The organism is Aquimarina amphilecti (genome assembly GCF_900109375.1).
Taxonomy (GTDB): Bacteria; Bacteroidota; Bacteroidia; order Flavobacteriales; family Flavobacteriaceae; genus Aquimarina; species Aquimarina amphilecti.
Window position 1 is genome coordinate 181,890 of the sequence record NZ_FOAB01000007.1, and the last position, 24,273, is coordinate 206,162.

Below are 24,273 nucleotides of genomic sequence, written 5' to 3' on the forward strand. Positions count from 1 at the left end.
CAGAATTCTAAATATTGTAAGAGAAATTTATTTTAAATAAAAAAGCTATTAGAAAGAGCATACATTATCTTACTAATAGCTTTTTTAGACATCATAATCTTGGCTAATTCAAATCGATGTCCGTTATAGTGATGGAGGTATTAATACCCCATTAATTACATGAATGATACCATTAGATGCTTCAATATTTGCAATATCCACTCTAATAATTTCATTTATAAATACTTGCCCGTCAATCATTTCAATAGTTATCTCATCTCCCTGAACAGTTGTAACTGTTTGACCAGCTAATAAATCATCCGCTGTAAATTTCCCTGAAGCCACATGATATAGGAGTACTTCTGTTAATGCGTTTCCACCGGGTATAGCATCCAAAGCAGCAAATGCATCGTTTGTAGGAGCAAATACTGTAAAAGGACCTTCTCCATTTAAAGTTTCTACTAAATCAGCTGCTTGTAATGCTCCTACCAATGTAGAAAGCTCTGGAGTTCCAACCGCTATCTCAACAATTGATTGTAAATCGGCAGGTGGAAGCAAAACCCCATCAATTACGTGAACAATACCATTAGATGCTTCAATATCGGCTAACAATACTTTTATAGAACCATTTAATAAAACTTCGCCATCAATCATTTCTACAGTTACCTCATCTCCTTGAACTGTAGTGACTGTCTGACCTGCTATCAAATCTTCTGCTGTAAATTTACCAACTGCAACATGGTATAAAAGCACTTCTTTTAATGCGTCTCCACCAGGGATAGCATCCAAAGCAGCAAATGCATCATTTGTAGGAGCAAATACTGTAAAAGGACCTTCTCCATTTAAAGTTTCTACTAAATCAGCTGCTTGTAATGCCCCTACCAATGTAGAAAGCTCTGGGGTTGCAACAGCTATCTCAACAATTGATTGTAAATCGGCAGGTGGAAGCAAAACTCCATCAATTACGTGAACAATACCATTAGATGCTTCAATATCCGCTATTAACACTTTTATAGAACCATTTAATAAAACTTCGCCATCAATCATTTCTACAGTTACCTCATCTCCTTGAACTGTAGTGACTGTCTGACCTGCTATCAAATCTTCTGCTGTAAATTTACCAGCTGCAACATGGTATAAAAGCACTTCAGTTAATGCATCTCCACTAGGGATAGCATCCAAAGCAGCAAATGCATCATTTGTAGGAGCAAATACTGTAAAAGGACCTTCACCACTTAGAGTTTCTACTAAATCAGCTGCTTGTAATGCTCCTACCAATGTAGAAAGTTCTGGGGTTGCAACAGCTATTTCAACTATGGATGGTAATGGCTGAAAAGATGGTGGTATTAGCACTGCATCTATAATTTGGATTACTCCATTAGAACCTCCAATATTTGCTGAAAGCAACTTAACCATATCATTAATGACAATTTCATTATTCTCATCAAGACTCACTTTGATATCTTCGCCTTGTAATGTTTCTATCATTTCCTCTCTCAACAATCTTGGTGTATTAAATCTTCCGCTTGCTACATGATATAACAAAACTTGTTTCAATACTTCTAACTCGGGAACCTCATCCAAAGCTGCGAAAGCTTCATCTGTAGGAGCAAAAACTGTAAATGGTCCTTCTCCAGACAAAGGAGCTACTAAATCAGTTGCTTGTAATGCTCCTACTAAAGATGTAAATCTTTCATCTTCAACAATTAAATCTACGACAGTTTTATCAGGAAAAATAGTTTTAACCAATTCGGCATTCCAATCTCCAAGTCCTATTCCATTACCAAAAATTCTAAAATGTCCTTGCAAATCACCATTTTCATCTACTCTTCCAATTCCAAAAATCAAATTCCTACCTGGAGGATTGATTATCAAATAGACGATTCCATCACTTATGATAGCTCCTCTAGTTCTAGCTTTAGTTCCATCGGGCAACACTAAGTTTCCTCTAACAATTGTAAAACTTGCATGATACAAGGTGAAATTTAATCGAAGTTTTCCAGTAATATCGGTACCTGCTCCTGATCCACTATTTACTGTAGCGGAAAAATCGTATACTCTTCGTTCTCTACTAATATCAAGCCTAGAATCCTTCGAGCTACCAAAGGCTCCATCTTCATTCACTGGCTCTAACAGCTCACCATCAATAATATTCTGAGTCATTTCTTCAACTTCATCAAAGCTTATAATCTTTGACTCTTCGAATTCAATTTGTTCAGGGTTTTCAGGGTCTAATTCATTATTATCATTTTGACAAGAGATAATAAAATTCGTTAAAAAAAGGCACAAAAATGGCACCGTTAATCTTTTGATTAGCGTTTTCATGAGTTTTAATTTAAATTAGTTAATACTTAAGATATGTGTAAGAAAAAAGGGCATTTAGTCCTGAATTAATAGGGGGATTCAATATCTAAATGCCCTTTCGGGGGAATTATTATCTAGGCGAAAGAGATTATATTTCTTAATCTATTGCAGCCCAATTTATTTATTATAGTTCAGGAAGAATTACTTTATCAATTGCGTGGATCACACCATTCGCAGCTTGGACATTGGTAACAATAATATTACTTACTCTATCATTAGCATCTGTTAATGTTGCATTTGTTGCATCTGCAGTAATATCTCCTCCAAGTGTTGTTACCGTACCTGTCATTAAATTTTCTTCTCTAACATTTGCTTCTGCTACCACGTGAAGATTCAATGTAGCTGTTAATGTTGCTTCTGCTATATCTGCCAACGAGGCTGCTCCAAGTTCAGTTAAGAGACTTGCAAAAGCATCATCTGTAGGAGCAAATACAGTAAAAGGTGCCGGAGATGTTCCATTTTCCGTACTTAAGGTAGCTACATAATTTTCATCTAATTGATCATCTCTAGTAAGGGCAGCAACAAGGTTACTAAAAGTTGCATCAGCTGTGGCAAAAGTAACAACTGTTGGTAAAGTAATTACAGCGTTCACCTTATGAATCACTCCATTAGAGGCCACAATATCTGCTTCGCTAACTTCAGATATGCCATTGAAAGAAACCCCGCTATCAGTGTTAATGTAAATACTTAAGTTATCCATTGTATCTCCGTAAGTAGCTAGTGTGTTATTATAACTGGTAGTAAGGGAAGTAGAAATATTAGTTCCAGCGATTACATGATTTAACAATACTTGTTCCAACGCAGCCGTTGATAATCCAGAAATATCTCCTAAAGCAGTAAACGCATCATTATCAGGAGCCAATAATGTTAAGTTACTGTCTTCTCCACTCAAAACCGCTACAAAATCTGTATCAAAACCAGAAGTGGTTGCAGCTCCAGCAAGAGAAGAAAAATTACTATCAGCAGTAACAAAAGTTAGCATAGTCGGTAACGGAATTACTTTATCAACTGCATGAATAATACCATTATCTGTCATTATATCTGGAGTTGTTACAGTTGCTTCTCCATTAATTACTACACCATTAGTTGTATTAATATACATACTGATATTAGTACTAGAATTGGACTCTGTAGCCAAATTTTTCACATAACCTGTTGTCAGACTAGTGGATGCTTGCGTAGTTCCTAAAACGTGATTTAATAAAATTTGTTCTAGTGTTTCTACTGGAACATCCTCTAATGGAGTTCCACCTAAAAACTCTGTAAACGCTGCATTATTGGGTGCGAATACGGTAAAAGTACCGTTTCCATTTAATGTTACATCTAAATTTGTTCTTTCTAATGCTGCTAATAAAGAACTATAATCAGCATTATCTGCAACAAAATCAGCTATTGTCATTGCATCGGGAATAAATGTAGTATCGTCATCATCACTACAAGAAGCGATCGAAATAATACATAATGCTAAAAAGGCTTTTTTGAAGAAATTTTTCATGTTATTGGTTTTTATTTTTAATTTATTGTTCGTTGATGAAACAACTGATAAAGTAAAAGTGCTACCTCAAAAAATGATTTTAATATTTTTTTAACTTTTTGTTTAACGTTTTAACATTAACAATAAACAAAAAATTATCCATCATTCTCATCACAGGATGTTTCAAACGTAAGTATTTCGGACAACAACTCATTATTATGTGTTACTTCTATACTTGTTCCGTCACTCAGTAATAACCTTAGAGGATAATTGATGGCAACTAATGTAGTTTCGTCAAGATCATCCATAAACCCATATACCTGCGCATCATGAATTACTTCAACGGTGTTAATTATATTGTTAGATGAATTATATGTTGCAAATCTAAAAGGATATACAAAATCAATACACTCTATATCCTCATCTTGTAACTCGCAACTATTAGCCAAAACTTCTAATTCCGAATCACTTTCAATCATTTCTTCAATATGATCATCCTTTGTAATTGTAATTGGAAATTGAATCTGTATAATATCTGATTCACTTAATAGATCGTAATCCGATATTTGATCAATAACTATTTCATCTATACCATTGCGAAGTATGGTATAAGGAAAATTTATGCTATAACAATTACCTCCATCGACCAGATCATCAAAGGATCCATCATGAGTAACAATCCCCCTCATTAATTGAGCAAGCTGAGAACCTTGAGGGATAGTATTATCTAATGTAGGGTCAATAAGTTCTCGTTCTTCTTCTTGACAAGAAATAGTCAATAAAACAAAACTAAACAACAAGATGATTGTACAATTTCTCGTTTTTTTCATAATACTTTTCTTCATTTATTCACTATTATAACAATTTAAGTACTCAAATTCCCACTAGCTTAAGTTTTTTTTTAATTTTGAAAAAAACTAAAAATGCCAAAAACCCTCTTCAAAGATATTTGTGAAGAAAGATTGTTTTCAGAATTATTTAAGAAACATTCTAAAAATCTTCACGACTTCATCTATTATAAATACGGTTCGCATATAAATCCTAAAGATCAAGTTCAGGAAGCTTTTATAAAACTATGGGATAATTGTAATAAAGTTTCAATAGAAAAAGCAAAAAGTTTTTTGTTCACTGTTGCTAATAATCTTACTCTAAATCAAATAAAACATGATAAAGTAAAATTAAACTATAAATTAACAGAAACAAAAAGTAGCACTAATGAAAGTCCTCAATTCATTCTAGAGGAAAAAGAATATCTTATAAAATACCAAAATGCACTTTCTAATCTGACAGAATCTCAACGAGTAGCATTTCTTATGAACAGAACGGAAGGTAAAAAACATAAAGAAATTGCAGATTTATTAGGGATTTCTAGAAAAGCTGTGGAGAAAAGAATTTATGGTGCTTTGGAGAAATTAAGAAAAGATATTGATGGAATTTAAAAAAAATAAAAATGAAGGTAGGAATTTAATCCTATCAGTTGTTATAATATTAAGAAACTTGTTATGAAAAAGGAGGATCTTATTAATAAGTGGTTGAACAATGATCAACTCACTAAGCAGGAATCAGAGGCGTTTGAGAAATTAGACGTCTATGATTCTTATGTAAAGATATCTGAAACTGCCAAAAAATTTAGCGCTGCTGATTACGACACTGCAAGTAATCTAAAAAACCTTACTAAAGTATTATCTAATAGAAAAAAGATGCCACAAAATAAATCGTATATAAAAATATTAACAAGTGTTGCCGCAGTCTTTGTAATTGGGATTGGACTATATTTTTCATTCTTTAAAGATTATGATACTACGATTAAAACAATCAGTGATAAATCAACTTTTAATTTACCTGATAGTTCTATGGTACGATTGAATGCAACTTCAACTTTGACGTACAACAAGAAAAATTGGGAAAATGAACGTAAGGTTTCATTACAAGGTGAAGCATATTTTAAAGTAGCTAAAGGTAAAAAGTTTGATGTCCATACCCCATCTGGATTGATAAGTGTAATAGGCACTAGATTTAATATCAAACAAAGAGAAAATTTATTTGAAGTAGTTTGTTATGAAGGAGTTGTTAGTGTCACTATTGGAGATGAAATAAAATATTTGAGAGCAGGAGACGCATTAGAATATAACTCGAATACAATTAAAGATAAAACAGTTGCGGACAAGGAACCTAAATGGTATTATAACAAAAGTTACTTTTTCAAAACGCCATTTTCTAGAGTTATTAAAGAATTAGAATGGCAATATGGGGTTACGTTAGAAACAAAAAATATAGATCCTGCTATTCTTTTTACAGGTAATTTTGTACATTCAGATATTGAAATTGCACTAAAATCTATTACGATTCCCATGCGATTGAAATATGTAATTAATGACAAAACCGTAACGTTATATAAAGAGTGATTAAACCCAAAATCCTCGTTTCCACTATATTAATATTATTTTTTCTTTTTAAGGTAAACTCTCAAACTCAAAAAGATAAGTCTTCTCTTATAACTATTTTAAACACTATTCAGAAGAAATTCGGTTATGACTTTTCTTATATAAATACGGAATTAGAAGGTATATATATTACCAAGCCTTCTAACTCTGTTACGTTTGAAGAAACTATTACCTATTTAGAAAACAACACACCTTTTGATTATACCATATTAAAGAACAATTCTGTAGCCGTCAGTTTTGAATTTTCGGAGATTTGCGGTGTTTTATATGATGTTAATAGTCAAATTATACCTGATGCATCTATCCTAGGAGTAAGCAATGCTACAATTAGTAATAGGTCAGGTAAATTTGTACTTAAAGTAAATTCACCTAATGAAAAAATAAAAATCAGTTATTTAGGCTACCTACCTATTACGGTTTCAGCGATTGACTTCTTTAATAAGCCTTGCAAAAAAATAATCTTAACACAACAACTTGAATATATTAATGAAATCATTCTGAATGACTATCTAATTAAAGGAATAGACAAACAGCTTGATGGTTCTATTCAAATTGATTATAATAACTTCGGAATATTACCTGGTCTTACAGAACCTGATTTATTACAGACAATACAGGCGCTCCCTGGTGTTCTTAGTGTGAATGAAACTGTTTCGGATATTAATGTAAGAGGTGGTACTAATGATCAAAACCTAATTCTTTGGGACGGCATTAAAATGTATCAATCCAGCCATTTTTTTGGACTTATTTCTGCATTTAATCCTTATCTAATCAAAAATGTACAGGTATATAAAAATGGTTCTAGTGCAAAATATGGTGATGGAGTTTCAAGCGTAATCGCAATGAATACTACCAACAAAATTAATAATGAATTAGATGCTAGTATTGGCTTAAATTTAATTAGTGCGGATACTTATATAGATTCCCCTATCAGCAAAAAATCATCTATCCAATTAGCAATAAGGCATTCTATTAATGATATTTTAGAAACCCCCACTTACAACCAATATTTTGATAAAGCATTTCAGAATTCTGAAGTATCAAGTATCGATAATTCAGGAGAACGATTTTCTTTCTACGATATAAGTTTGAGATGGCTATATCAATTATCTCCAAAAGATCTTATAAAAGTCAATGCACTTTTAATGCGAAACAATCTTGTTTTCCAAGAGAATTCATTGGATAACCAAATTAACAGTTCTAGAGAAAGTAGTGCTAAACAAAATAATATCGTGGGAGGTATTCTCTACCAGAGAAATTGGAATAAACTTTTTCAGAGTGAATTACTATTATACGGAACAAATTACGCACTTGAAACAAATAATTCAGATATTCCTAACAACCAAAGACTTTTGCAAAAAAATGACGTCTTAGAAAATGGTTTAAAATTAAACACAATTCTTAAAACTGATTTAAATATAAACTTAAAAAATGGTTATCAATTTAATGAAACTGGCATATCGTATTTACAAGAGCTAAACAATCCAACATTCCGAGATCTTACAAAAGAAGTAATCCGCACACATAGCATATTTTCTGAAATAGAATATAATTCTCATAACAGTTCTATTTATGCCAATTTAGGAGGTCGTCTCAATTATTTAGAAAAGTTTAATACTTATATTCTTGAGCCAAGAATTAATTTTTATAAAAGATTTAATAACCATTTTACTTTAGAGGTTTTAGGAGAAGTTAAAAGCCAAACAACTTCACAAGTTATAGATCTCCAAAATGATTTTTTAGGTATTGAAAACAGAAGATGGGTTTTATCTAATGATGAAAACATTCCTATTTTAAAGAGTAAACAAGCTTCTGTCGGCCTTAGTTACAATCATAATAATTGGCTTATAACCACCGATATTTATTATAAAGACGTAAAAGGGATTATTACCAGAAGTCAAGGATTTCAGAATCAATTCGAATTTATAAATGATCACGGTTCATATTCAGTACTGGGTATCGATTTTTTGATTAATAAAAGGTTCAAAAACTTCAGCACCTGGCTTAGTTATTCTTATGCTGATAATGAATACACCTTTTCTAATTTGGCCCCATCTAATTTCGCTAACAACATCGATATTAAACACAACTTAAACTTTGCAGCTGCATATAATAATAAAGACTTAAAAATATCCGCAGGTATTAATTGGCACAGTGGAAAACCAACTACACTTCCTAATACTATAAATAGTATTGCAAACGATGCCGTAAACTATCAAAATCCTAATAGCACTAGATTAAATAATTATATGAGAATTGATCTTTCTTCTACCTACACCTTTAAAATTACAAAAAACATAAAAGGACTTGCAGGATTTTCTATTTGGAACCTCTTAGATGAAGAGAATATTTTTAATCAATATTTTACAATAAAAGATCAAACTGAAATTGAAACTGTACAAGAGTTTGGTTTAGGGATTACTCCTAATGTTGTTCTACGTTTAAATTTTTAACGAAGGTTCTTTATACCATTATAACCAATTACATCTTCTCCCCCTGCAACTTTTTCTATATTTTTAATTATTTCAAAATCATTTTTTTTAAAAAAACTCTTTGTATTAGAATTAATCTGAGTGCTTAGTGTTAAGATATTTGCATCCTTTGCTACTTCCTCTAGCGTCTGATAGAGTTTTTTTGCTATACCCCTGCCTTGATAATTCTGATGCACAAAAATATATTCTATTTCACCATTCTTACTAAGGGAGAATGAACCTATAACCTCTCCATTAAGTTTTGCATTATATACATAGTCATCAACAAACTTTGTTTTCCAATGGTTTTTGTCTAATGCCAATCTAGAAAATATTTTCACTTCTTCTTTGGTAAAAATCTTGGCACCATAAATAGTAACCGTTTGATAAAATAGTCGTTGCATTAATGGTAAGTCACTGTCAGTAGCTTTGGATATTTGATAATTCATTTAGTAAGGCAGAAGAACACTTCTTTTGTTATGGGGTAAAACAACATTTCCTATAAAAATAAAAAAAATGATGTAAGAATGAAATTTTTAGTTAAAAAAAACATAAAACTAGCTAGAAATATCGTAATTTTTAAGGGCCCTAAATTATTTTTATGAAACATACCTATTATTACTTCACTCTTTTACTGCTATTTACTAGTAGTATTGGATTATCTCAACAAAAAAAACTGGATAGTATTATTCAGGCAACAAAATCCATATCGGATTCCTTAAATATTAATCTTGCTGCAGATTTAATCTATGAATTAAACTTAAATGAACAATTTAAAGAAGGTTTAAAATACTCTGATAGTATTATACGAATCTCGAAAAAAATCAAGTACGATAAAGGTGTAGGGCAAATACATAACGAAAAAGCGGCAATTTATAATCATACTGATGACTTATATGAAGCTTTAAAATGTTTTGATCAAGCAGCTTTATACTATGGAAGGATAAATTATACAAGAGGGCTAGCAATAATTCAAAACAATAAAGCGGTAATCGAACAACGTTTAGGAAATCCTGAAAAAAGTATCACCCATCTTTTGGAGGCCAATCAATATTATGAGAAACTAAAAGATAGCGCTAGTTTATCTACTACTATTAACAACATTGGAAATGTTTATGGGGATATAAATGAGTTTGAATCTGCTAAAAAATATTATTATCAATCACTAAAACTAAAACAAAATACAGATTCAAAAACAATAGGCTCCACCCTTAATAACCTAGCTTTAATTTACATAAAAGAAAAAAAATTAGATAGCGCGCTAGTGTTATTAAATAAATCGTTAACAATCAATAAGGAAGAGAGTGATAGTCACGGGATTGCAGAGGCCTATAGTGCTCTTGGTAGAATATCTTACATTAAACAAGAGTATCAACAGGCTAAGAAATACTATGAATCTGCTCTTTTTATAGGCGGTAAGATAGCATATAAGGAAAGACTAATACGTACCAAGCTTTCTCTAGGAGAAGTAGCTATAAAGACCAAAAAATTTGAAGATGCTGAAAACTATATCACCGCAGCTACTAACGAATCAGAAAAGCTTAATTCCACTCCTCTATTGCTTAATTGCTATGATTTATCTTCAACTCTAGATTCTGCAAAAGGCCAGTACTATGATGCATATACTTGGCAAAAAAAATACAATAACCTATTCAATGCGCATACACTTAAAGAAACTAGTCAAAAAATAGAGCTTATTAAAAGAAGACTTGAAGACGAAAAAAAGCAACAGATAATTATAGACGAGCAAAAAAGAAGCGAGCAATTAGCTAAAGAAGAGTTATTCAAACAAAAAATCTATACTTATGTAGCAATCGCTGCTTTCGCAGTTGCATTTATTTTTATTATTGGAATAGTAAAAAGTAGATTAGAAAGAGCAAAATATATAAAAGAATTAAATGAATCCAATCAAGTAAAAAATAAATTATTTTCCATTGTATCTCATGATTTAAAAAATGAAATACACGGTTTAGACAACACTCTTAACTTATTAAGAGATGATGTAATTTCCGAAAAAGAATTTAAAGAAATTATTCCTTTGCTTTCCAACAGTGCTCATCAAACATCATTATTATTAACTAATCTATTAAACTGGTCTAAGTCTCAGATGAATGAGCTTAAAGCAAATCCTAATATCTTTGATTTTACAGAAATTATACGAGAAAAAATCATCTTTTTTTCATCAAAAGCTTCTCAAAAAGAAATTAAAATCATTAATAATTTAAGGGATACTACACAAATATATGCCGACAAAGATATGTGCACAATTGTGACTCAAAATCTCATTGCTAATGCTATAAAATTTTGTAATCCTGGAGATACAATTACCTTATTTAAAGAGGAAGAAAGTAATACTATAAAAATTTATTTTAATGATACCGGAATTGGAATTTCTGAAGAGAATTTAAAGAAAATCTTTTCTGAAGAAACTTTAACTACAAAAGGAACCAATAATGAAGTTGGAACAGGGTTAGGCTTAAATATCTGTAAAGAATTGATCAATCTTAATCAAGGAACTTTAACTGTTAAAAGCACACTTGGAAAAGGAAGTTCTTTTTGTATTAGCTATCCCAAACCTTAAATTTTTATAATAATTACATACGCTCCGGAACCTGAATCCCCAGTAAACTAAATGCGGATTTTATAGTTTTTCCTACTATTCCAGAAAGTTGAACTCTAAAAACCTTTTCGTTTTCTGAATTCGCTCCAAATATTGATACATTCTGAAAAAACGAATTGTACGCCTTCACTAAATCATATGTGTAATTAGCAATAACTGCTGGACTTAAATCCTTAGCCGCACTCTGTATAATATCAGGATATAACTCTAGTAATTTAATCAACTCCTTTTCTTTCCCGTCCAATGCAATGTCATTTACAGAAGTACTCCAATCAAAATCTGCTTTGCGCAAAATAGCTTGAATTCTCGCATATGTATATTGAATAAAAGGTCCTGTGTTTCCCTGAAAATCAACTGATTCTGAAGGGTTAAAAAGTATCCTTTTCTTAGGATCTACCTTTAATATAAAGTATTTTAATGCTCCTAAACCTATAGTTTTATATACTGAATTCTTTTCTTCTTCAGAATATCCGTCTAATTTCCCTAATTCTTTTGAAATTTCTCCTGCAGTTGTTGCCATTTCAACAATAAGATCATCAGCATCAACAACAGTTCCTTCTCTACTCTTCATCTTACCGCTTGGTAAATCTACCATTCCATAACTTAAATGATTTAGATTTTTAGACCAATCATAACCTAACTTTTTAAGTATCAGAAAAAGAACTTTAAAATGATAATCTTGCTCATTACCTACAGTATAGATCATCCCACCAATATCAGGATTATCCTTCACACGCTGGATAGCAGTACCTATATCTTGAGTCATATATACTGCTGTACCATCACTACGTAGTACCAGTTTTTCATCTAAACCTTCATCAGTAAGATCGCACCAAACAGATCCATCTTCTTTTTTGAAAAACACACCATTCGTCAGACCTTCTTCAATAATATCTTTTCCTAAAAGGTATGTATTACTTTCATAAAGGCAACTATCAAAATCTACACCTAACGATTTGTATGTTTGATCAAATCCAGCATAAACCCAATTGTTCATAGTTTTCCACAGATTTACAACATCTGTATCTCCTGCTTCCCAACTTCTAAGCATCTCTTGAGCTTCAATCAAAATAGGAGCTTCTTTCTTTGCTTCGTCTTCTGTTTTTCCTGATGCTATTAATTCTGATATCTGACTTTTATATTCTTTATCAAATCTCACATAATAATTACCTACTAATTTATCTCCTTTAAGACCAGTAGATTCAGGTGTTTCTCCCTTTCCAAATTTTTGCCAAGCAACCATACTTTTACAAATATGTATTCCTCTATCATTAATTATCTGAGTCTTATATACTTTTTTACCACTTGCCTTTATTATTTCCGCTACAGCATATCCTAATAAGTTATTTCGGATATGTCCTAAATGCAAAGGCTTATTTGTATTCGGAGAAGAATATTCTACCATAACTGCTTTATCATCTTCTGATGAATCCGCAAAACCATAATTCTCGGTATCTTTTACTTTTGCAAAAAAATCTAAGTAATACTGATCTTCTATTACCAGATTAAGAAACCCCTTAACTACATTAAAAGAAGTAACTTCTTTCATCCGCTCTTCTAAATATGCTCCTATAGCCTCTCCTATCTGAACTGGATTTCCTTTTATCGTTCGCAACATTGGAAAAACCACTACAGTAATATCTCCTTCAAACTCCTTACGAGTACCTTGCAACTCTACAGATTCTAAATCCGCACTATATAATTCTTTTATTGCCGCTTTTACCTGTTCTGTAATGGTTTGCTGTAATGTCATTTTATGAATTGTATTTGATATAAAAATCAGGCAGCAAAGATAATAGAAATATAATCTTTCGCCACCTCTATTGACATCAATTCGTATCTTGTGATAAAAGAAAAAGATGCTTGTTAATAATACATATAGAGACCCAGAACTCAAAAAGAAACTTATAGAACAAGTAGGGAAACCACTTACTTTAATGGAACGAATAAAATTAGGAAGAATTGGCTCTCCCAAACTTCATATTGTAGGATCTAGTGTAGAAATCAACAATTTATTGATGCTAGATAATAAAACACATACTTGTAATATAGAGTTGAGACCAAAAGGTATTTTAATTGGTTTTAGTGTTCGCTTAAAAACATATCTTTTAGTTATTCCTTTTTATAAGTTAATCATTTATAAAGGAAAAGCAGAAGAGTATTGTATTTATAAGGATAATTATTAAATTAAAATAAAAGCTAAAAACACGGATGTTCCTATACATAAATACATTAAGAAAATACTTAATTATAAAGCAGATAATAGCCCTACAAGTATCGAAGATTTATAAATTATGATTTTAGTTACTAAAAAGCTTAAGTAATCTTTTTTTTGACAAAATACAATTAATTTCTTCGTATCTTATACCTAAAAAGATGCGGATATTACTCACAGGTGCTAATGGCTATATTGGCATGAGGCTACTTCCATTATTACTAGATGCAGGCCACGATATCATTTGCTGTGTAAGAGACAAAGACAGGCTTTCTATAGATCATGAAATGATTAAAAAAGTATCTATCATAGAAATAGACTTTTTAGAAGATCCTAATACCACAATACTACCTAATGATATTGATATAGCATACTATCTTATACATTCTATGAGTTCCTCTACTTCTGATTTTGATAAAAAAGAAGAGGTTTCCGCTCAAAATTTCAATGTTTATGTAGCTCAAACTAATATAAAACAGGTAATCTATTTGAGCGGTATTGTAAACGAGAAAAATTTATCTAAGCACTTATGGTCTAGAAAAAATGTCGAAGAAACATTATATAAAGGAGATTTTAATCTTACCGTTTTACGCTCAGGAATTATTGTTGGATCTGGGAGCTCCTCTTTCGAAATAATTAGAGACTTATGCGAAAAACTACCCGTTATGCTGACGCCAAGATGGGTAAATACTAAAACTCACCCTATAGCTATTCGAGATGTCTTAAGTTTTATGACGGGAGTATTAGGTAATGCTAAATGTTACAATCAATCATTTGATATCAGCGGACCAAATGTTATTACTTACAAACAAATGCTTTTATTATATGCTAAAGTGCGCGGAATTAGGCTACTTATTCTAACACTTCCAGTTATGACTCCTAAACTTTCTTCATACTGGTTATATTTTGTAACCTCTACATCATATAAACTTGCGTTGAATCTGGTAGATAGTATGAGTATTCCAGTAATTGCTAATGATAATCGATTACAAAAACTATTGGGTATTGAACCTATGACGTATACAAAAGCATTAGAATTAGCTTTTATCAAAATAGAACAAAATCAAGTAGTATCAAGCTGGAAAGATTCTATGATTAGTGGTCGTTTTGACAAGGATATTCAAAAATATGTGACAGTACCTAAAAAGGGATGTCTTAGAGATAATAAAAAAATTAAAATAGACGACCCTAATCGAGTAATTGAAAAAATATGGGCCATAGGAGGTGAAACCGGCTGGTACTATGGAGATTGGATGTGGAAAATACGAGGCCATATTGATAAATTCTTTGGAGGTGTTGGGTTAAGAAGAGGAAGAACTAATCCTGATAAAATTAACTCAGGAGATGCTTTGGATTTTTGGAGAGTTCTAGTCGCGGATAAAAATGAAAAGCGTCTACTCTTATTTGCAGAAATGAAGGTTCCTGGTGAAGCTTGGCTAGAATTTGACATCGACAAAAACAACATACTTCATCAAACTGCGACATTCAGACCAAGAGGTCTTTGGGGTAGGTTGTATTGGTATCTCATGGTACCTTTTCACTATTTCATATTTGGAGGAATGATACGTAACATCACATCTGATAAAATCAAAAAAGTCAGACAAAAAGCAAATTAAATCGATAAATAACGCTTTTTTGATCTAATATTAGTATTTTTACCAAAAAAATAAATGCCGAAAGTTTTTCTGCTTATTATTCTATTAATACTCACTTATGGTTGCGACACCAAAAAAAGCAGTGATCCTGAATTAGATAATTTCGCGCAGCTATTAACGGGGAAATTTTCTTCAAAAAAACAATCCAAACAAGAATTAGATTATTCTGCAGTAAGCCTTGTTAATGCTCCAATCTGGAAAAACAGAGCTGAACACTGGTTCTATCAAGAATTATATGACGAAAAAAACAACGCTGCTATATATAACCAAAGAATTTTAAGAATCCGAAGAGTAGATAGCCTTACAATTAGTAGTACAAGCTACGTTATTCCTAATCGAAAAAAGTATGTAAATGCTTGGAAAGATGTCTCTATTTTTAATCTTTTATCTATTGATAGCTTAAAGATTAGAGAAGGCTGTGATGTTTTTTTTAAGAAAAAAACCTCCACTATTTATCAAGGAAAAACAAAAAAAGGAACTTGTTCTAGTAGTTTTAGCAAAAAAATATCTTTTACAACTAGTAATATCGTAATTAGTAGAAATAAAATTTCTTCTTGGGATCGGGGTTACGATAATAAAGGGAAACAGGTATGGGGTAAAATTCAGGGACCTTATAATTTCATAAGGGTTTTAGAAGACTAAACTTAATCCATAAAATCTCCTAAAGTCTTATTTTCTAGGACTTTTAAGGTATTATCTCTAACCTCTATCATTAATTCATGTACTGTACAGGCATCCTCATCGGGGCAATCATCACATTTCTCATAAAAATTAAGACTGACACAAGGTAGCATAGCTATTGGTCCTTCTAACACTCTGATTACTGATGCCATTGAAATTTCTTTAGGTTCTTTTATTAAATAATAACCTCCACCTTTTCCTTTTTTAGATCCTAAGAAGCCATTTTTACGAAGCGTAAGTAATATACTTTCTAAGAATTTTTGAGAAATATTTTCGCTTTTAGCGATCTCCGATATCAAAACGGGGTGTTCACATTTTTTTCTTGCGATATAAGTAAGCGCTTTTAATCCGTATTTTGTTTTCTTCGAAAGCATTTTTTAAAATTGAATATAATCAAAAATAGTTAAAAGATATAACTTGGTGTTTCAATCATACCTTTTAACTATTTCCATACTTAGAGAAATTCCGAAAACCAACTATTTTCTAGGAAGAAAAACCTCTGCCATCATACATCTAGCACTTCCACCACCTAATTTTTCTATAGTACCTAAATCACTATGAAGAATATCACAATGCTTTTTTATTTTCGATATTTGATCTTGATTCAAACTATTGTATGCTGCAGATGACATTACCAAATATCTTTTCTCATCTGCTCCAATAACCTGAAGCATATTCCCTGCAAAATTATTTACTTGGGCTTCTGTAATAGAAATGATTTCTTTACCATCCTTTTTTAAGTGATTCAAAAGATTTTTACGTTCTTTTTTGTCATCAATACAATCTACACATACCACTGCAAAAGTTTCTCCTAACCCCATCATAACGTTTGTATGGTAAATTGCTAATCGTTCTCCTTTCACCGTTTGGTAGGCTGTAAAAATTACCGGAGTATATTCAAAATCCTCACAAAATTCGATTAGTAGTTCCTCATCAGCACGTGGAGATAATGCGCAATATGCCTTCCTATTCACTCTATCTAATACAAGACTACCAGTACCTTCAAGAAAAACATCATCTTCTTCAGCAGCTGTATAATCAACGACATTTTTTATTTCAAAACCAGCATTCTCTACAATATCCAATACTTCTGGCCTACGTTCTCTTCTCCTATTAACTGCAAACATGGGATACAAACCAATATCTCCATTTTCATGAAAGGAAACCCAATTATTTGGAAAGATAGAATCCGGAGTGTCATTTTCTTCTTTATCATCAATAATTACGACATTCACTCCAATAGATTTTAGTTTATCAATAAAACCATCGAATTCATTTTGTGCTTTGATATTTACATCTTCTGCACTACTCTTTGCACTGTTCTGATAATAGTTATTTACAGCCGTTTGTTCATTCATCCTAAACTGAACAGGACGAATCATCACTATAGTGTTTGTAATTTGTTTCATTATTTAATCTCTTATCAATGGCATTGTAGAACAACGCAATAAACCTTCTTGCTTTGCGATTTCAGTATAAGGAACTTCTTCTACCGTTATATTTAAATTACGTAACCAAACATTTAATCTAGTAAACCCTTTTTCAGAAATTACAACGTCTTCAGATATTGAAAATATATTTGAATTCATGTAGTACATTTCATCCCTATCAATATGAAATAAGTTTTCGTTTCCAAAAAAATCAACTAAGTACTTATAATCATCTAAATTCCTAAATCCTTCTTTATGAATTATAGCTTTATTTTTTCCTACAGGTTGAAAACAACAATCCAAATGCAAAGCATTATCCTTAGGATCTTGCATTGATTTACGCAAATCAAATTCTTTAACGGTCTTATTAGGGAAAAGAGATTTAATATATGCTACTCCCTTCATATTAGTCCTAGCAACAATGCAATCACTATAATCATCACCTTTATAGGTACCTATAAAAATATGATCATTATGAACAATAATATCACCACCTTCAAAATGAATATCTTCTGAAGGTGCTTTATTAACTTTTTTAGGCTCAATCTGATCAATTACATATTGAATAGCTTTAATTTCTTTTTCTCTATCAGGAAGTATATTTGATTTAATAAAAACATCATCTATTACCAACGCTATATCCCTAGCGAAAATTTGATTATAATTTTCTATTATTTCGGGTCTGTAAACTTTTACATTATATTTTTCAAATATACTAGCAACAGCTTGCATTTCAGCAACCATATCTTCCTCTTTAGGGTAAGTCCCAGCTTTAATATGCTCTATAGATTTTGGATCATAAGCTTCTTCAATTTTAGGCACTGGACCATTACTGGTGGCTGTACCTAAAACTACTGCTCTAAGTCTAGAAGTTTCATTTTTAATATTTAATTTCAATGGTCTGATTTTAAGATAAAACTATTGTTTACAACTAACTTTTCTTCTTGAACAAATATAGTAAGAGGTATTATGTAGATGCTAATTTTATTCAAAAAAAATATCGACTTTTTATCAAATTCTAAAATTCAACCTCTAATTGATCACTATATTATTAATTCCATAAAAAAAGGGATGTAGTTTTACTTCTACATCCCTTTTTAATATTTTGAGTTTTTTTATCTTTCAGAAACCGACTTAAAAGCTCTAAAATTTTCGCCAGTATATATCTGTCTTGGTCTTCCTATTGGTTCTTTACGAAGTCTCATTTCTCTCCATTGCGCAATCCAACCAGGAAGTCTTCCTAAAGCAAACATTACAGTGAACATTTCAGTAGGGATACCTAGAGCTCTATATATAATTCCTGAATAAAAATCTACATTAGGATATAACTTTCTCTTTACGAAATACTCATCTTCTAAAGCAACTTTAGCAAGGCCTTTGGCAATATCAAGAACTGGATCTTCTATTCCTAAATCTCCTAAAACTTCTTCTGCTGATACTTTTATAATCTTAGCTCTTGGGTCGAAGTTTTTATATACTCTATGTCCGAATCCCATTAAACGGAAAGGATCTTCTTTATCTTTAGCTTTATCAATATATTTTGCTGTATCTCCTCCATCCGCTTTTATTGCTTCAAGCATTTCAATTACTGCTTGATTTGCACCTCCATGCAATGGACCCCACAGAGCCGAAATTCCCGCCGATAAAGATGCGAAAAGACCTGCATGTGAAGAACCAACAATTCGTACAGTAGATGTAGAACAATTTTGCTCATGATCAGCGTGTAATATTAATAGCTTATCCAGAGCTTCATTTACAATTTTATTAGCTTCATAAGATTTGTTTGGTCTAGAGAACATCATTTTATGTAAATTCTCTACATATCCCAATGAACTATCACCATAATCTAAAGGAAGGCTTTTACGCTTTCTCATGGTCCAAGCAGCAAGAACAGGAAACTTAGCCATTATTTTCACAATAGCATTGTACATAGCTTCTTCAGAATCTACATCTACAGAACCAGGATTAAAAGCTATTAATGCACTTGTTAGAGACGAAAGTACTCCCATTGGATGAGCACTTTTAGGGAACCCATCAAGGATTCTCTTCATATCTTCATCTACGTGAGACTCTTCTTTAATATCTTTATCAAACTTATCTAGTTGCTCAGCAGTTGGTAGTTCGCCAAAAATTAATAAGTAAGCTACCTCTAAAAAATCAGCTTTTTCTGCTAACTCTTCTATAGAATATCCTCGGTATCTTAGAATTCCTTTTTCTCCATCTAGAAAAGTGATTCCACTCTCACAACTTCCTGTGTTTTTAAATCCTGGATCAATAGTTGTTATACCACCAGTGACACCTCTGAGAGTCTTGATATCAATTCCTAATTCTTTTTCAGTTCCTTCTATTATGGGGAACTCATATTTGTTACCGTCTATTTCTAAAGTAGCTTTTTTTGACATTGTGATTATTTAGAATTTTGCTGTTATAATAAGGGTTGCTAAATTACAAAATATAGTGTTAATATATTATTAATCGCACCATCTATTTTAGAATAGGAACATCACTTTATGGTTATAGCTAAAAAAAGAGGATTCGTTATGAATCCTCTTTTAAAAACGTATCTTTTTCGAAAAGCCTAGCCAATTAAATATAACTCCAATTTTGTCATATTAAACTGTAAAGCTCTTCTCTTAGTAAAAAACTTATTATATCAAAAGTTTTTACTATTCTATCTTAATTTACTTTTTGATCTTAAAAGCTTTTTCTTTTGGATAATAAGCAACAATACCTAATTCTTCTTCTATACGAAGAAGCTGGTTATACTTAGCCATTCTATCACTACGAGATGCAGAACCTGTTTTTATTTGACCAGTATTTAAGGCTACTGCTAAATCAGCGATCGTATTATCTTCAGTTTCACCAGAACGATGAGACATCACAGATGTATAACCTGCATTGTGAGCCATATTAACTGCTGCAATAGTTTCTGTTAAGGTTCCTATCTGATTAACCTTAATTAGAATTGAATTCGCAATTCCATTTTCAATTCCTCTAGATAATCTTTCTACATTAGTAACAAATAAATCATCCCCTACCAATTGCACTTTATGACCAACTTTATCTGTTAAATATTTCCAACCATCCCAATCATTTTCGTCCATTCCATCTTCAATAGATATGATAGGATATTTAGACGCCAATTCAGCTAGATAATCTGCTTGTTCTTCACTAGTTCTGATTACACCAGTATCGCCTTCGAATTTCGTATAATCATATTTACCATCTACAAAAAACTCAGCAGCAGCACAATCTAAAGCTACCATAACTTCATCTCCAAACTTATATCCTGCTTTTTCTACTGCCAAAGCAATAGAATCTAACGCGTCTTCTGTTCCATCTAATGTAGGTGCAAAACCACCTTCATCACCAACAGCTGTACTTAAACCCCTATCGTGAAGTACTTTCTTTAAATTATGAAAAATTTCAGTTCCCATTTGCATTGCATGAGTAAAATCTTTTGCCTTAACTGGCATAACCATAAACTCTTGAAACGCTATTGGAGCATCACTATGAGATCCTCCATTAATAATATTCATCATTGGAACAGGAAGTGTATTTGCACTTACTCCTCCAACATACCTATATAGCGGCATATTAAGTTCATTTGCCGCTGCTTTTGCAGCTGCTAATGAAACTCCCAATATGGCATTTGCTCCTAATTTTGATTTATTAGGGGTCCCATCTATTTCTATCATAGTTTGATCTAATAAATTTTGATCAAACACAGAATATCCTAATAACTCTTCTGCGATTATCGTATTTACATTTTCAACCGCTTTTTTAACCCCTTTACCCATATAATCACTACCACCATCTCTTAGCTCTACTGCTTCGTGTTCTCCTGTAGAAGCTCCTGAAGGAACAGCAGCTCTTCCTAAAACACCATTTTCGGTAATCACGTCAACTTCTACTGTTGGGTTACCACGTGAATCTAAAATTTGTCTGGCGTGAATATTTATAATTACACTCATTTTGATTTGTTTTTGTTGGATAATTTTAATTCTTCGCAATATACAAAACCGGTAAATTTAAATACCTCATAAAATATCTTAATTTATTGCTTAAACCCTAGTAAACACAACAAGTTATCAACTATAACGTTATAGATCAACCTATTATTTAAACAATAGAATATTTACAATAAATTTCGCATTCTAAGCTTCTACCTTTGTATTTTTAATATTATTTATAAATTCATCAAATAGATAAATTGAGTCATTTGGACCAGGACTAGCTTCTGGGTGATATTGTACCGAAAAACAGTTCTTACTTTTCATCCTCATACCGGCAACCGTATTATCATTTAGATGAACATGTGTTATTTCAACATCTGGATTACTTTCTGCATCTTCTCTATTTATAGCAAACCCATGGTTTTGTGATGTTATCTCTCCTTTTCCTGTAATTAAGTTTTTAACAGGATGATTTATACCTCTATGACCATGATGCATCTTGTACGTACTAATACCATTAGCTAATGCAATTACTTGATGACCTAAACAGATTCCGAATAGCGGTAAATCATTTTTAATAATCTCTTTAGCTGTTTCTATAGCTTGAGATAATGGTTCAGGATCTCCAGGGCCATTTGATAAAAAATAACCATCTGGGTTCCATTCACTCATCTCATCAAAGGTAGCATTGTAAGGAAACACTTTTACATAGGCATCTCTTTCTGCAAGATTACGCAGTATATTCTTTTTTACTCCAATATCCAACGCAGAAATTTTATAAGTTGCATTTGGATTACCATAAAAATAAGGTTCTTTAGTAGACACTTTGGATGCTAGCTCTAATCCATTCATATCAGGAACAGCCGCCAGTTGTTTTTTCAATAAATCGATATCATCAATATCTGTAGAAATCAAGGCATTCATAGCTCCGTTATCCCTAATATAACTTACTAACGCTCTAGTATCCACATCAGATATCGCTAACAAATTATTCTTTTCTAAAAAATCCTGCAAAGAACTATCAGCAAGATCACGAGAAAATTCATAACTAAAATTTTTCACAATCAACCCAGCTATTTTTATTGAATCGGATTCTACCTCTTCACTATTAGTCCCATAATTACCAATATGTGCATTAGTAGCCACCATCAATTGTCCAAAATAAGATGGATCTGTAAAAATCTCTTGATATCCTGTCATTCCAGTATTAAAACACACTTCACCAAATGCGGTCCCTTCCTTTCCTACAGCTTTGCCATAAAAAATAGTACCGTCTGCTAATAAAACAATTGCTTTCTTTCGAGATTGATATTTCATCCTTTATACTTTTTAATATTAAAATTCCCTTTCAAGGATCTAGACTTTTTTATATAAAAATTCAAAAAAAAAGGATAAACGACGAACGTTTATCCTTTATAATTATGTGTAAATCACATTTTTCATTTATTCTTCTTCAGAACTAGGAGTTTCAACTACTGGTGCAGTTTCTGTTTTCTTAGTTCGACCTCTACGAGTAGATTTCTTTTTAGCTGGCTTACCTGCATTATAAAGTTCGTTATAATCAACCAACTCTATCATTGCCATATCAGCGTTATCACCAAGACGATTACCTAATTTGATAATTCTTGTATAACCACCAGGTCTATCACCTACTTTAGCAGCAACATCTCTAAACAATTCTGCAACCGCATATTTGTTTCGTAGTTTACTAAAAACGATACGTCTGTTATGCGTTGTATCTTCTTTAGACTTTGTTACTAATGGTTCAACAAATTGCTTAAGCGCTTTTGCTTTTGCTACTGTGGTATTTATTCTCTTATGTTCTATAAGGGAACAAGCCATATTAGCTAGCATAGCTTTACGATGTGCTGTTTTTCTACCTAAGTGGTTTACTTTTTTTCCGTGTCTCATGACATTAAAATTTAAACACCATCTTGCTCAATCTACCCCGTGTAGAGAGCAAAATATGATGTGTTAGTCTTTATCTAATTTGTATTTAGAAAGATCCATACCGAAATTAAGACCTTTAACATTTACAAGCTCTTCTAGCTCAGTTAAAGATTTCTTACCAAAGTTACGGAACTTCATTAAATCGTTTTTGTTGTATGATACTAAATCTCCTAATGTATCTACCTCCGCAGCCTTTAAACAATTAAGTGCTCTTACAGAAAGATCCATATCGATCAATTTAGTTTTCAATAACTGTCTCATATGTAATGATTCCTCATCATATGTTTCTGTCTGCGCTATCTCATCTGCTTCTAATGTAATACGCTCATCAGAGAATAACATAAAGTGGTGAATTAGAATTTTAGCAGCTTCAGTTAATGCATCTTTAGGATGAATTGAACCATCTGTAACAATTTCAAAAACTAATTTTTCATAATCAGTCTTTTGTTCCACACGATAATTCTCTATACTATACTTAACGTTTTTGATAGGTGTATAAATAGAATCTGTAAAGATTGTACCTATCGGAGCATTGGCTTTCTTATTTTCTTCTGCAGGAACGTATCCTCTTCCTTTTTCAATAGTAATCTCTAAATTAAGAGCTACTTTTTTATCCATATTACAGATAACCAAATCCGGGTTAAGAACCTGAAAACCTGAAATGAATTTTTGGAAGTCTCCAGCAGTTAATTGCTCTTGACCAGAAATTGAAATTGTAACAGATTCATTATCGATATCTTCAATCTGACGTTTAAAACGTACTTGTTTCAGATTAAGAATAATCTCTGTTACATCTTCTACAACTCCAGAAATAGTAGAAAATTCGTGATCTACTCCTTCAATTCTTAAGGAAGTTATAGCGAATCCCTCTAAAGAAGATAGCAAAACTCTTCGCAAAGCGTTACCAACTGTCAATCCGTACCCAGGTTCTAATGGTCTAAATTCAAATTTACCATCAAACTCACTGGAGTCGATCATGATAACTTTATCGGGCTTCTGAAAATTTAATATTGCCATATTATTGTTTCTTCTAA

The 24,273-nt window shown here is 31.9% G+C and carries 20 protein-coding genes; 7 read left to right on the plus strand and 13 right to left on the minus strand.

The annotated features are described in order from the left end of the window. Positions 1-123: 123 nt before the first annotated feature. From BMY33_RS18420 to BMY33_RS18430, 3 genes are all read right to left on the minus strand, one after another. Positions 124-2,304, minus strand: coding sequence for a fasciclin domain-containing protein (locus tag BMY33_RS18420; RefSeq protein WP_091411286.1), 2,181 nt, complete (start codon positions 2,302-2,304; stop codon positions 124-126). A gap of 163 nt (positions 2,305-2,467) precedes the next feature. Next, the gene (locus BMY33_RS18425) at positions 2,468-3,838 is read right to left on the minus strand and encodes a fasciclin domain-containing protein (protein ID WP_091411288.1); all 1,371 of its coding nucleotides are present in this window, start codon (positions 3,836-3,838) and stop codon (positions 2,468-2,470) included. A 134-nt stretch (positions 3,839-3,972) separates the two neighbouring features. Further along, positions 3,973-4,662, minus strand: a complete 690-nt coding sequence (locus BMY33_RS18430) for a hypothetical protein (RefSeq protein ID WP_091411290.1) — start codon at positions 4,660-4,662, stop codon at positions 3,973-3,975. 78 nt (positions 4,663-4,740) lie between these two features. Between BMY33_RS18430 and BMY33_RS18435 the strand changes: the two genes are divergently transcribed. The 3 genes from BMY33_RS18435 (at position 4,741) to BMY33_RS18445 (ending at position 8,714) form a co-directional block, all read left to right on the plus strand. Further along, positions 4,741-5,256: an RNA polymerase sigma factor gene (locus BMY33_RS18435; RefSeq protein ID WP_091411291.1), complete on the plus strand. Its 516-nt coding sequence runs from the start codon at positions 4,741-4,743 to the stop codon at positions 5,254-5,256. 63 nt (positions 5,257-5,319) lie between these two features. Continuing rightward, positions 5,320-6,222, plus strand: a complete 903-nt coding sequence (locus BMY33_RS18440; RefSeq protein WP_091411293.1) for a FecR family protein — start codon at positions 5,320-5,322, stop codon at positions 6,220-6,222. Then, positions 6,219-8,714, plus strand: coding sequence for a TonB-dependent receptor plug domain-containing protein (locus BMY33_RS18445; RefSeq protein WP_091411295.1), 2,496 nt, complete (start codon positions 6,219-6,221; stop codon positions 8,712-8,714). The genes BMY33_RS18440 and BMY33_RS18445 overlap by 4 nt, the downstream gene beginning before the upstream one ends. Here the strand turns inward: BMY33_RS18445 and BMY33_RS18450 are convergent. Further along, positions 8,711-9,181 carry a GNAT family N-acetyltransferase gene (locus BMY33_RS18450; RefSeq protein ID WP_091411296.1) on the minus strand — a complete coding sequence of 157 codons (471 nt, stop codon included), beginning with the start codon at positions 9,179-9,181 and terminating at the stop codon, positions 8,711-8,713. The two genes, BMY33_RS18445 and BMY33_RS18450, sit on opposite strands and share 4 nt — an antisense overlap. Before the next feature lie 152 nt (positions 9,182-9,333). Between BMY33_RS18450 and BMY33_RS18455 the strand changes: the two genes are divergently transcribed. Continuing rightward, the gene (locus BMY33_RS18455) at positions 9,334-11,313 is read left to right on the plus strand and encodes a tetratricopeptide repeat-containing sensor histidine kinase (protein ID WP_091411298.1); all 1,980 of its coding nucleotides are present in this window, start codon (positions 9,334-9,336) and stop codon (positions 11,311-11,313) included. Positions 11,314-11,326: 13 nt separating this feature from the next. Here the strand turns inward: BMY33_RS18455 and argS are convergent, their stop codons facing one another. Beyond that, positions 11,327-13,105, minus strand: a complete 1,779-nt coding sequence (gene argS, locus BMY33_RS18460) for an arginine--tRNA ligase (protein WP_091411300.1) — start codon at positions 13,103-13,105, stop codon at positions 11,327-11,329. Positions 13,106-13,211: 106 nt separating this feature from the next. Here argS and BMY33_RS18465 point away from each other — a divergent pair, with 106 nt between their 5' ends. From BMY33_RS18465 to BMY33_RS18475, 3 genes are all read left to right on the plus strand, one after another. Beyond that, positions 13,212-13,538: a hypothetical protein gene (locus BMY33_RS18465; protein WP_342028442.1), complete on the plus strand. Its 327-nt coding sequence runs from the start codon at positions 13,212-13,214 to the stop codon at positions 13,536-13,538. A 190-nt stretch (positions 13,539-13,728) separates the two neighbouring features. After that, the gene (locus tag BMY33_RS18470) at positions 13,729-15,183 is read left to right on the plus strand and encodes an SDR family oxidoreductase (RefSeq protein WP_091411301.1); all 1,455 of its coding nucleotides are present in this window, start codon (positions 13,729-13,731) and stop codon (positions 15,181-15,183) included. 54 nt (positions 15,184-15,237) lie between these two features. Beyond that, a complete protein-coding gene (locus BMY33_RS18475; RefSeq protein WP_091411303.1) occupies positions 15,238-15,864 on the plus strand; it encodes a chromophore lyase CpcT/CpeT in 627 nt (208 codons plus the stop codon). A 2-nt stretch (positions 15,865-15,866) separates the two neighbouring features. Here the strand turns inward: BMY33_RS18475 and BMY33_RS18480 are convergent, their stop codons facing one another. The 8 genes from BMY33_RS18480 to BMY33_RS18515 all read right to left on the minus strand — a co-directional run bounded on the left by BMY33_RS18480 (position 15,867) and on the right by BMY33_RS18515 (position 24,256). Further along, the gene (locus tag BMY33_RS18480) at positions 15,867-16,277 is read right to left on the minus strand and encodes an RrF2 family transcriptional regulator (RefSeq protein WP_027392523.1); all 411 of its coding nucleotides are present in this window, start codon (positions 16,275-16,277) and stop codon (positions 15,867-15,869) included. 102 nt (positions 16,278-16,379) lie between these two features. Next, positions 16,380-17,312, minus strand: coding sequence for a citrulline utilization hydrolase CtlX (gene ctlX / locus BMY33_RS18485; RefSeq protein WP_091411304.1), 933 nt, complete (start codon positions 17,310-17,312; stop codon positions 16,380-16,382). A gap of 3 nt (positions 17,313-17,315) precedes the next feature. Further along, the gene (locus BMY33_RS18490) at positions 17,316-18,230 is read right to left on the minus strand and encodes a dimethylarginine dimethylaminohydrolase family protein (RefSeq protein WP_170837123.1); all 915 of its coding nucleotides are present in this window, start codon (positions 18,228-18,230) and stop codon (positions 17,316-17,318) included. 218 nt (positions 18,231-18,448) lie between these two features. Beyond that, positions 18,449-19,735 carry a citrate synthase gene (locus BMY33_RS18495; protein WP_091411308.1) on the minus strand — a complete coding sequence of 429 codons (1,287 nt, stop codon included), beginning with the start codon at positions 19,733-19,735 and terminating at the stop codon, positions 18,449-18,451. Positions 19,736-20,014: 279 nt separating this feature from the next. Further along, on the minus strand, positions 20,015-21,307 hold the full coding sequence (gene eno, locus BMY33_RS18500) for a phosphopyruvate hydratase (protein ID WP_091411309.1): 1,293 nt from the start codon (positions 21,305-21,307) through the stop codon (positions 20,015-20,017). 183 nt (positions 21,308-21,490) lie between these two features. Continuing rightward, positions 21,491-22,606: a glutamine-hydrolyzing carbamoyl-phosphate synthase small subunit gene (gene carA, locus BMY33_RS18505; RefSeq protein WP_091411311.1), complete on the minus strand. Its 1,116-nt coding sequence runs from the start codon at positions 22,604-22,606 to the stop codon at positions 21,491-21,493. Between the two features lie 126 nt (positions 22,607-22,732). After that, positions 22,733-23,200 (minus strand): 50S ribosomal protein L17, encoded by a 468-nt coding sequence (gene rplQ / locus BMY33_RS18510; protein ID WP_091411313.1) that lies wholly within the window; start codon positions 23,198-23,200, stop codon positions 22,733-22,735. Between the two features lie 63 nt (positions 23,201-23,263). Beyond that, positions 23,264-24,256, minus strand: a complete 993-nt coding sequence (locus BMY33_RS18515) for a DNA-directed RNA polymerase subunit alpha (RefSeq protein ID WP_027392530.1) — start codon at positions 24,254-24,256, stop codon at positions 23,264-23,266. Positions 24,257-24,273: the final 17 nt, after the last annotated feature.

Coding starts and splice junctions, on each gene's coding strand:
- BMY33_RS18430 (WP_091411290.1), bottom strand. CDS start 4,662: ATGAAGAAAAGTATTATGAAAAAAACGAGAAATTGTACAATCATCTTG.
- ctlX (WP_091411304.1), bottom strand. CDS start 17,312: ATGAAACAAATTACAAACACTATAGTGATGATTCGTCCTGTTCAGTTT.
- rplQ (WP_091411313.1), bottom strand. CDS start 23,200: ATGAGACACGGAAAAAAAGTAAACCACTTAGGTAGAAAAACAGCACAT.
- BMY33_RS18455 (WP_091411298.1), top strand. CDS start 9,334: ATGAAACATACCTATTATTACTTCACTCTTTTACTGCTATTTACTAGT.
- eno (WP_091411309.1), bottom strand. CDS start 21,307: ATGAGTGTAATTATAAATATTCACGCCAGACAAATTTTAGATTCACGT.
- argS (WP_091411300.1), bottom strand. CDS start 13,105: ATGACATTACAGCAAACCATTACAGAACAGGTAAAAGCGGCAATAAAA.
- BMY33_RS18425 (WP_091411288.1), bottom strand. CDS start 3,838: ATGAAAAATTTCTTCAAAAAAGCCTTTTTAGCATTATGTATTATTTCG.
- carA (WP_091411311.1), bottom strand. CDS start 22,606: ATGAAATATCAATCTCGAAAGAAAGCAATTGTTTTATTAGCAGACGGT.
- BMY33_RS18420 (WP_091411286.1), bottom strand. CDS start 2,304: ATGAAAACGCTAATCAAAAGATTAACGGTGCCATTTTTGTGCCTTTTT.
- BMY33_RS18440 (WP_091411293.1), top strand. CDS start 5,320: ATGAAAAAGGAGGATCTTATTAATAAGTGGTTGAACAATGATCAACTC.
- BMY33_RS18475 (WP_091411303.1), top strand. CDS start 15,238: ATGCCGAAAGTTTTTCTGCTTATTATTCTATTAATACTCACTTATGGT.
- BMY33_RS18470 (WP_091411301.1), top strand. CDS start 13,729: ATGCGGATATTACTCACAGGTGCTAATGGCTATATTGGCATGAGGCTA.
- BMY33_RS18495 (WP_091411308.1), bottom strand. CDS start 19,735: ATGTCAAAAAAAGCTACTTTAGAAATAGACGGTAACAAATATGAGTTC.
- BMY33_RS18435 (WP_091411291.1), top strand. CDS start 4,741: ATGCCAAAAACCCTCTTCAAAGATATTTGTGAAGAAAGATTGTTTTCA.
- BMY33_RS18465 (WP_342028442.1), top strand. CDS start 13,212: ATGCTTGTTAATAATACATATAGAGACCCAGAACTCAAAAAGAAACTT.
- BMY33_RS18480 (WP_027392523.1), bottom strand. CDS start 16,277: ATGCTTTCGAAGAAAACAAAATACGGATTAAAAGCGCTTACTTATATC.
- BMY33_RS18450 (WP_091411296.1), bottom strand. CDS start 9,181: ATGAATTATCAAATATCCAAAGCTACTGACAGTGACTTACCATTAATG.
- BMY33_RS18515 (WP_027392530.1), bottom strand. CDS start 24,256: ATGGCAATATTAAATTTTCAGAAGCCCGATAAAGTTATCATGATCGAC.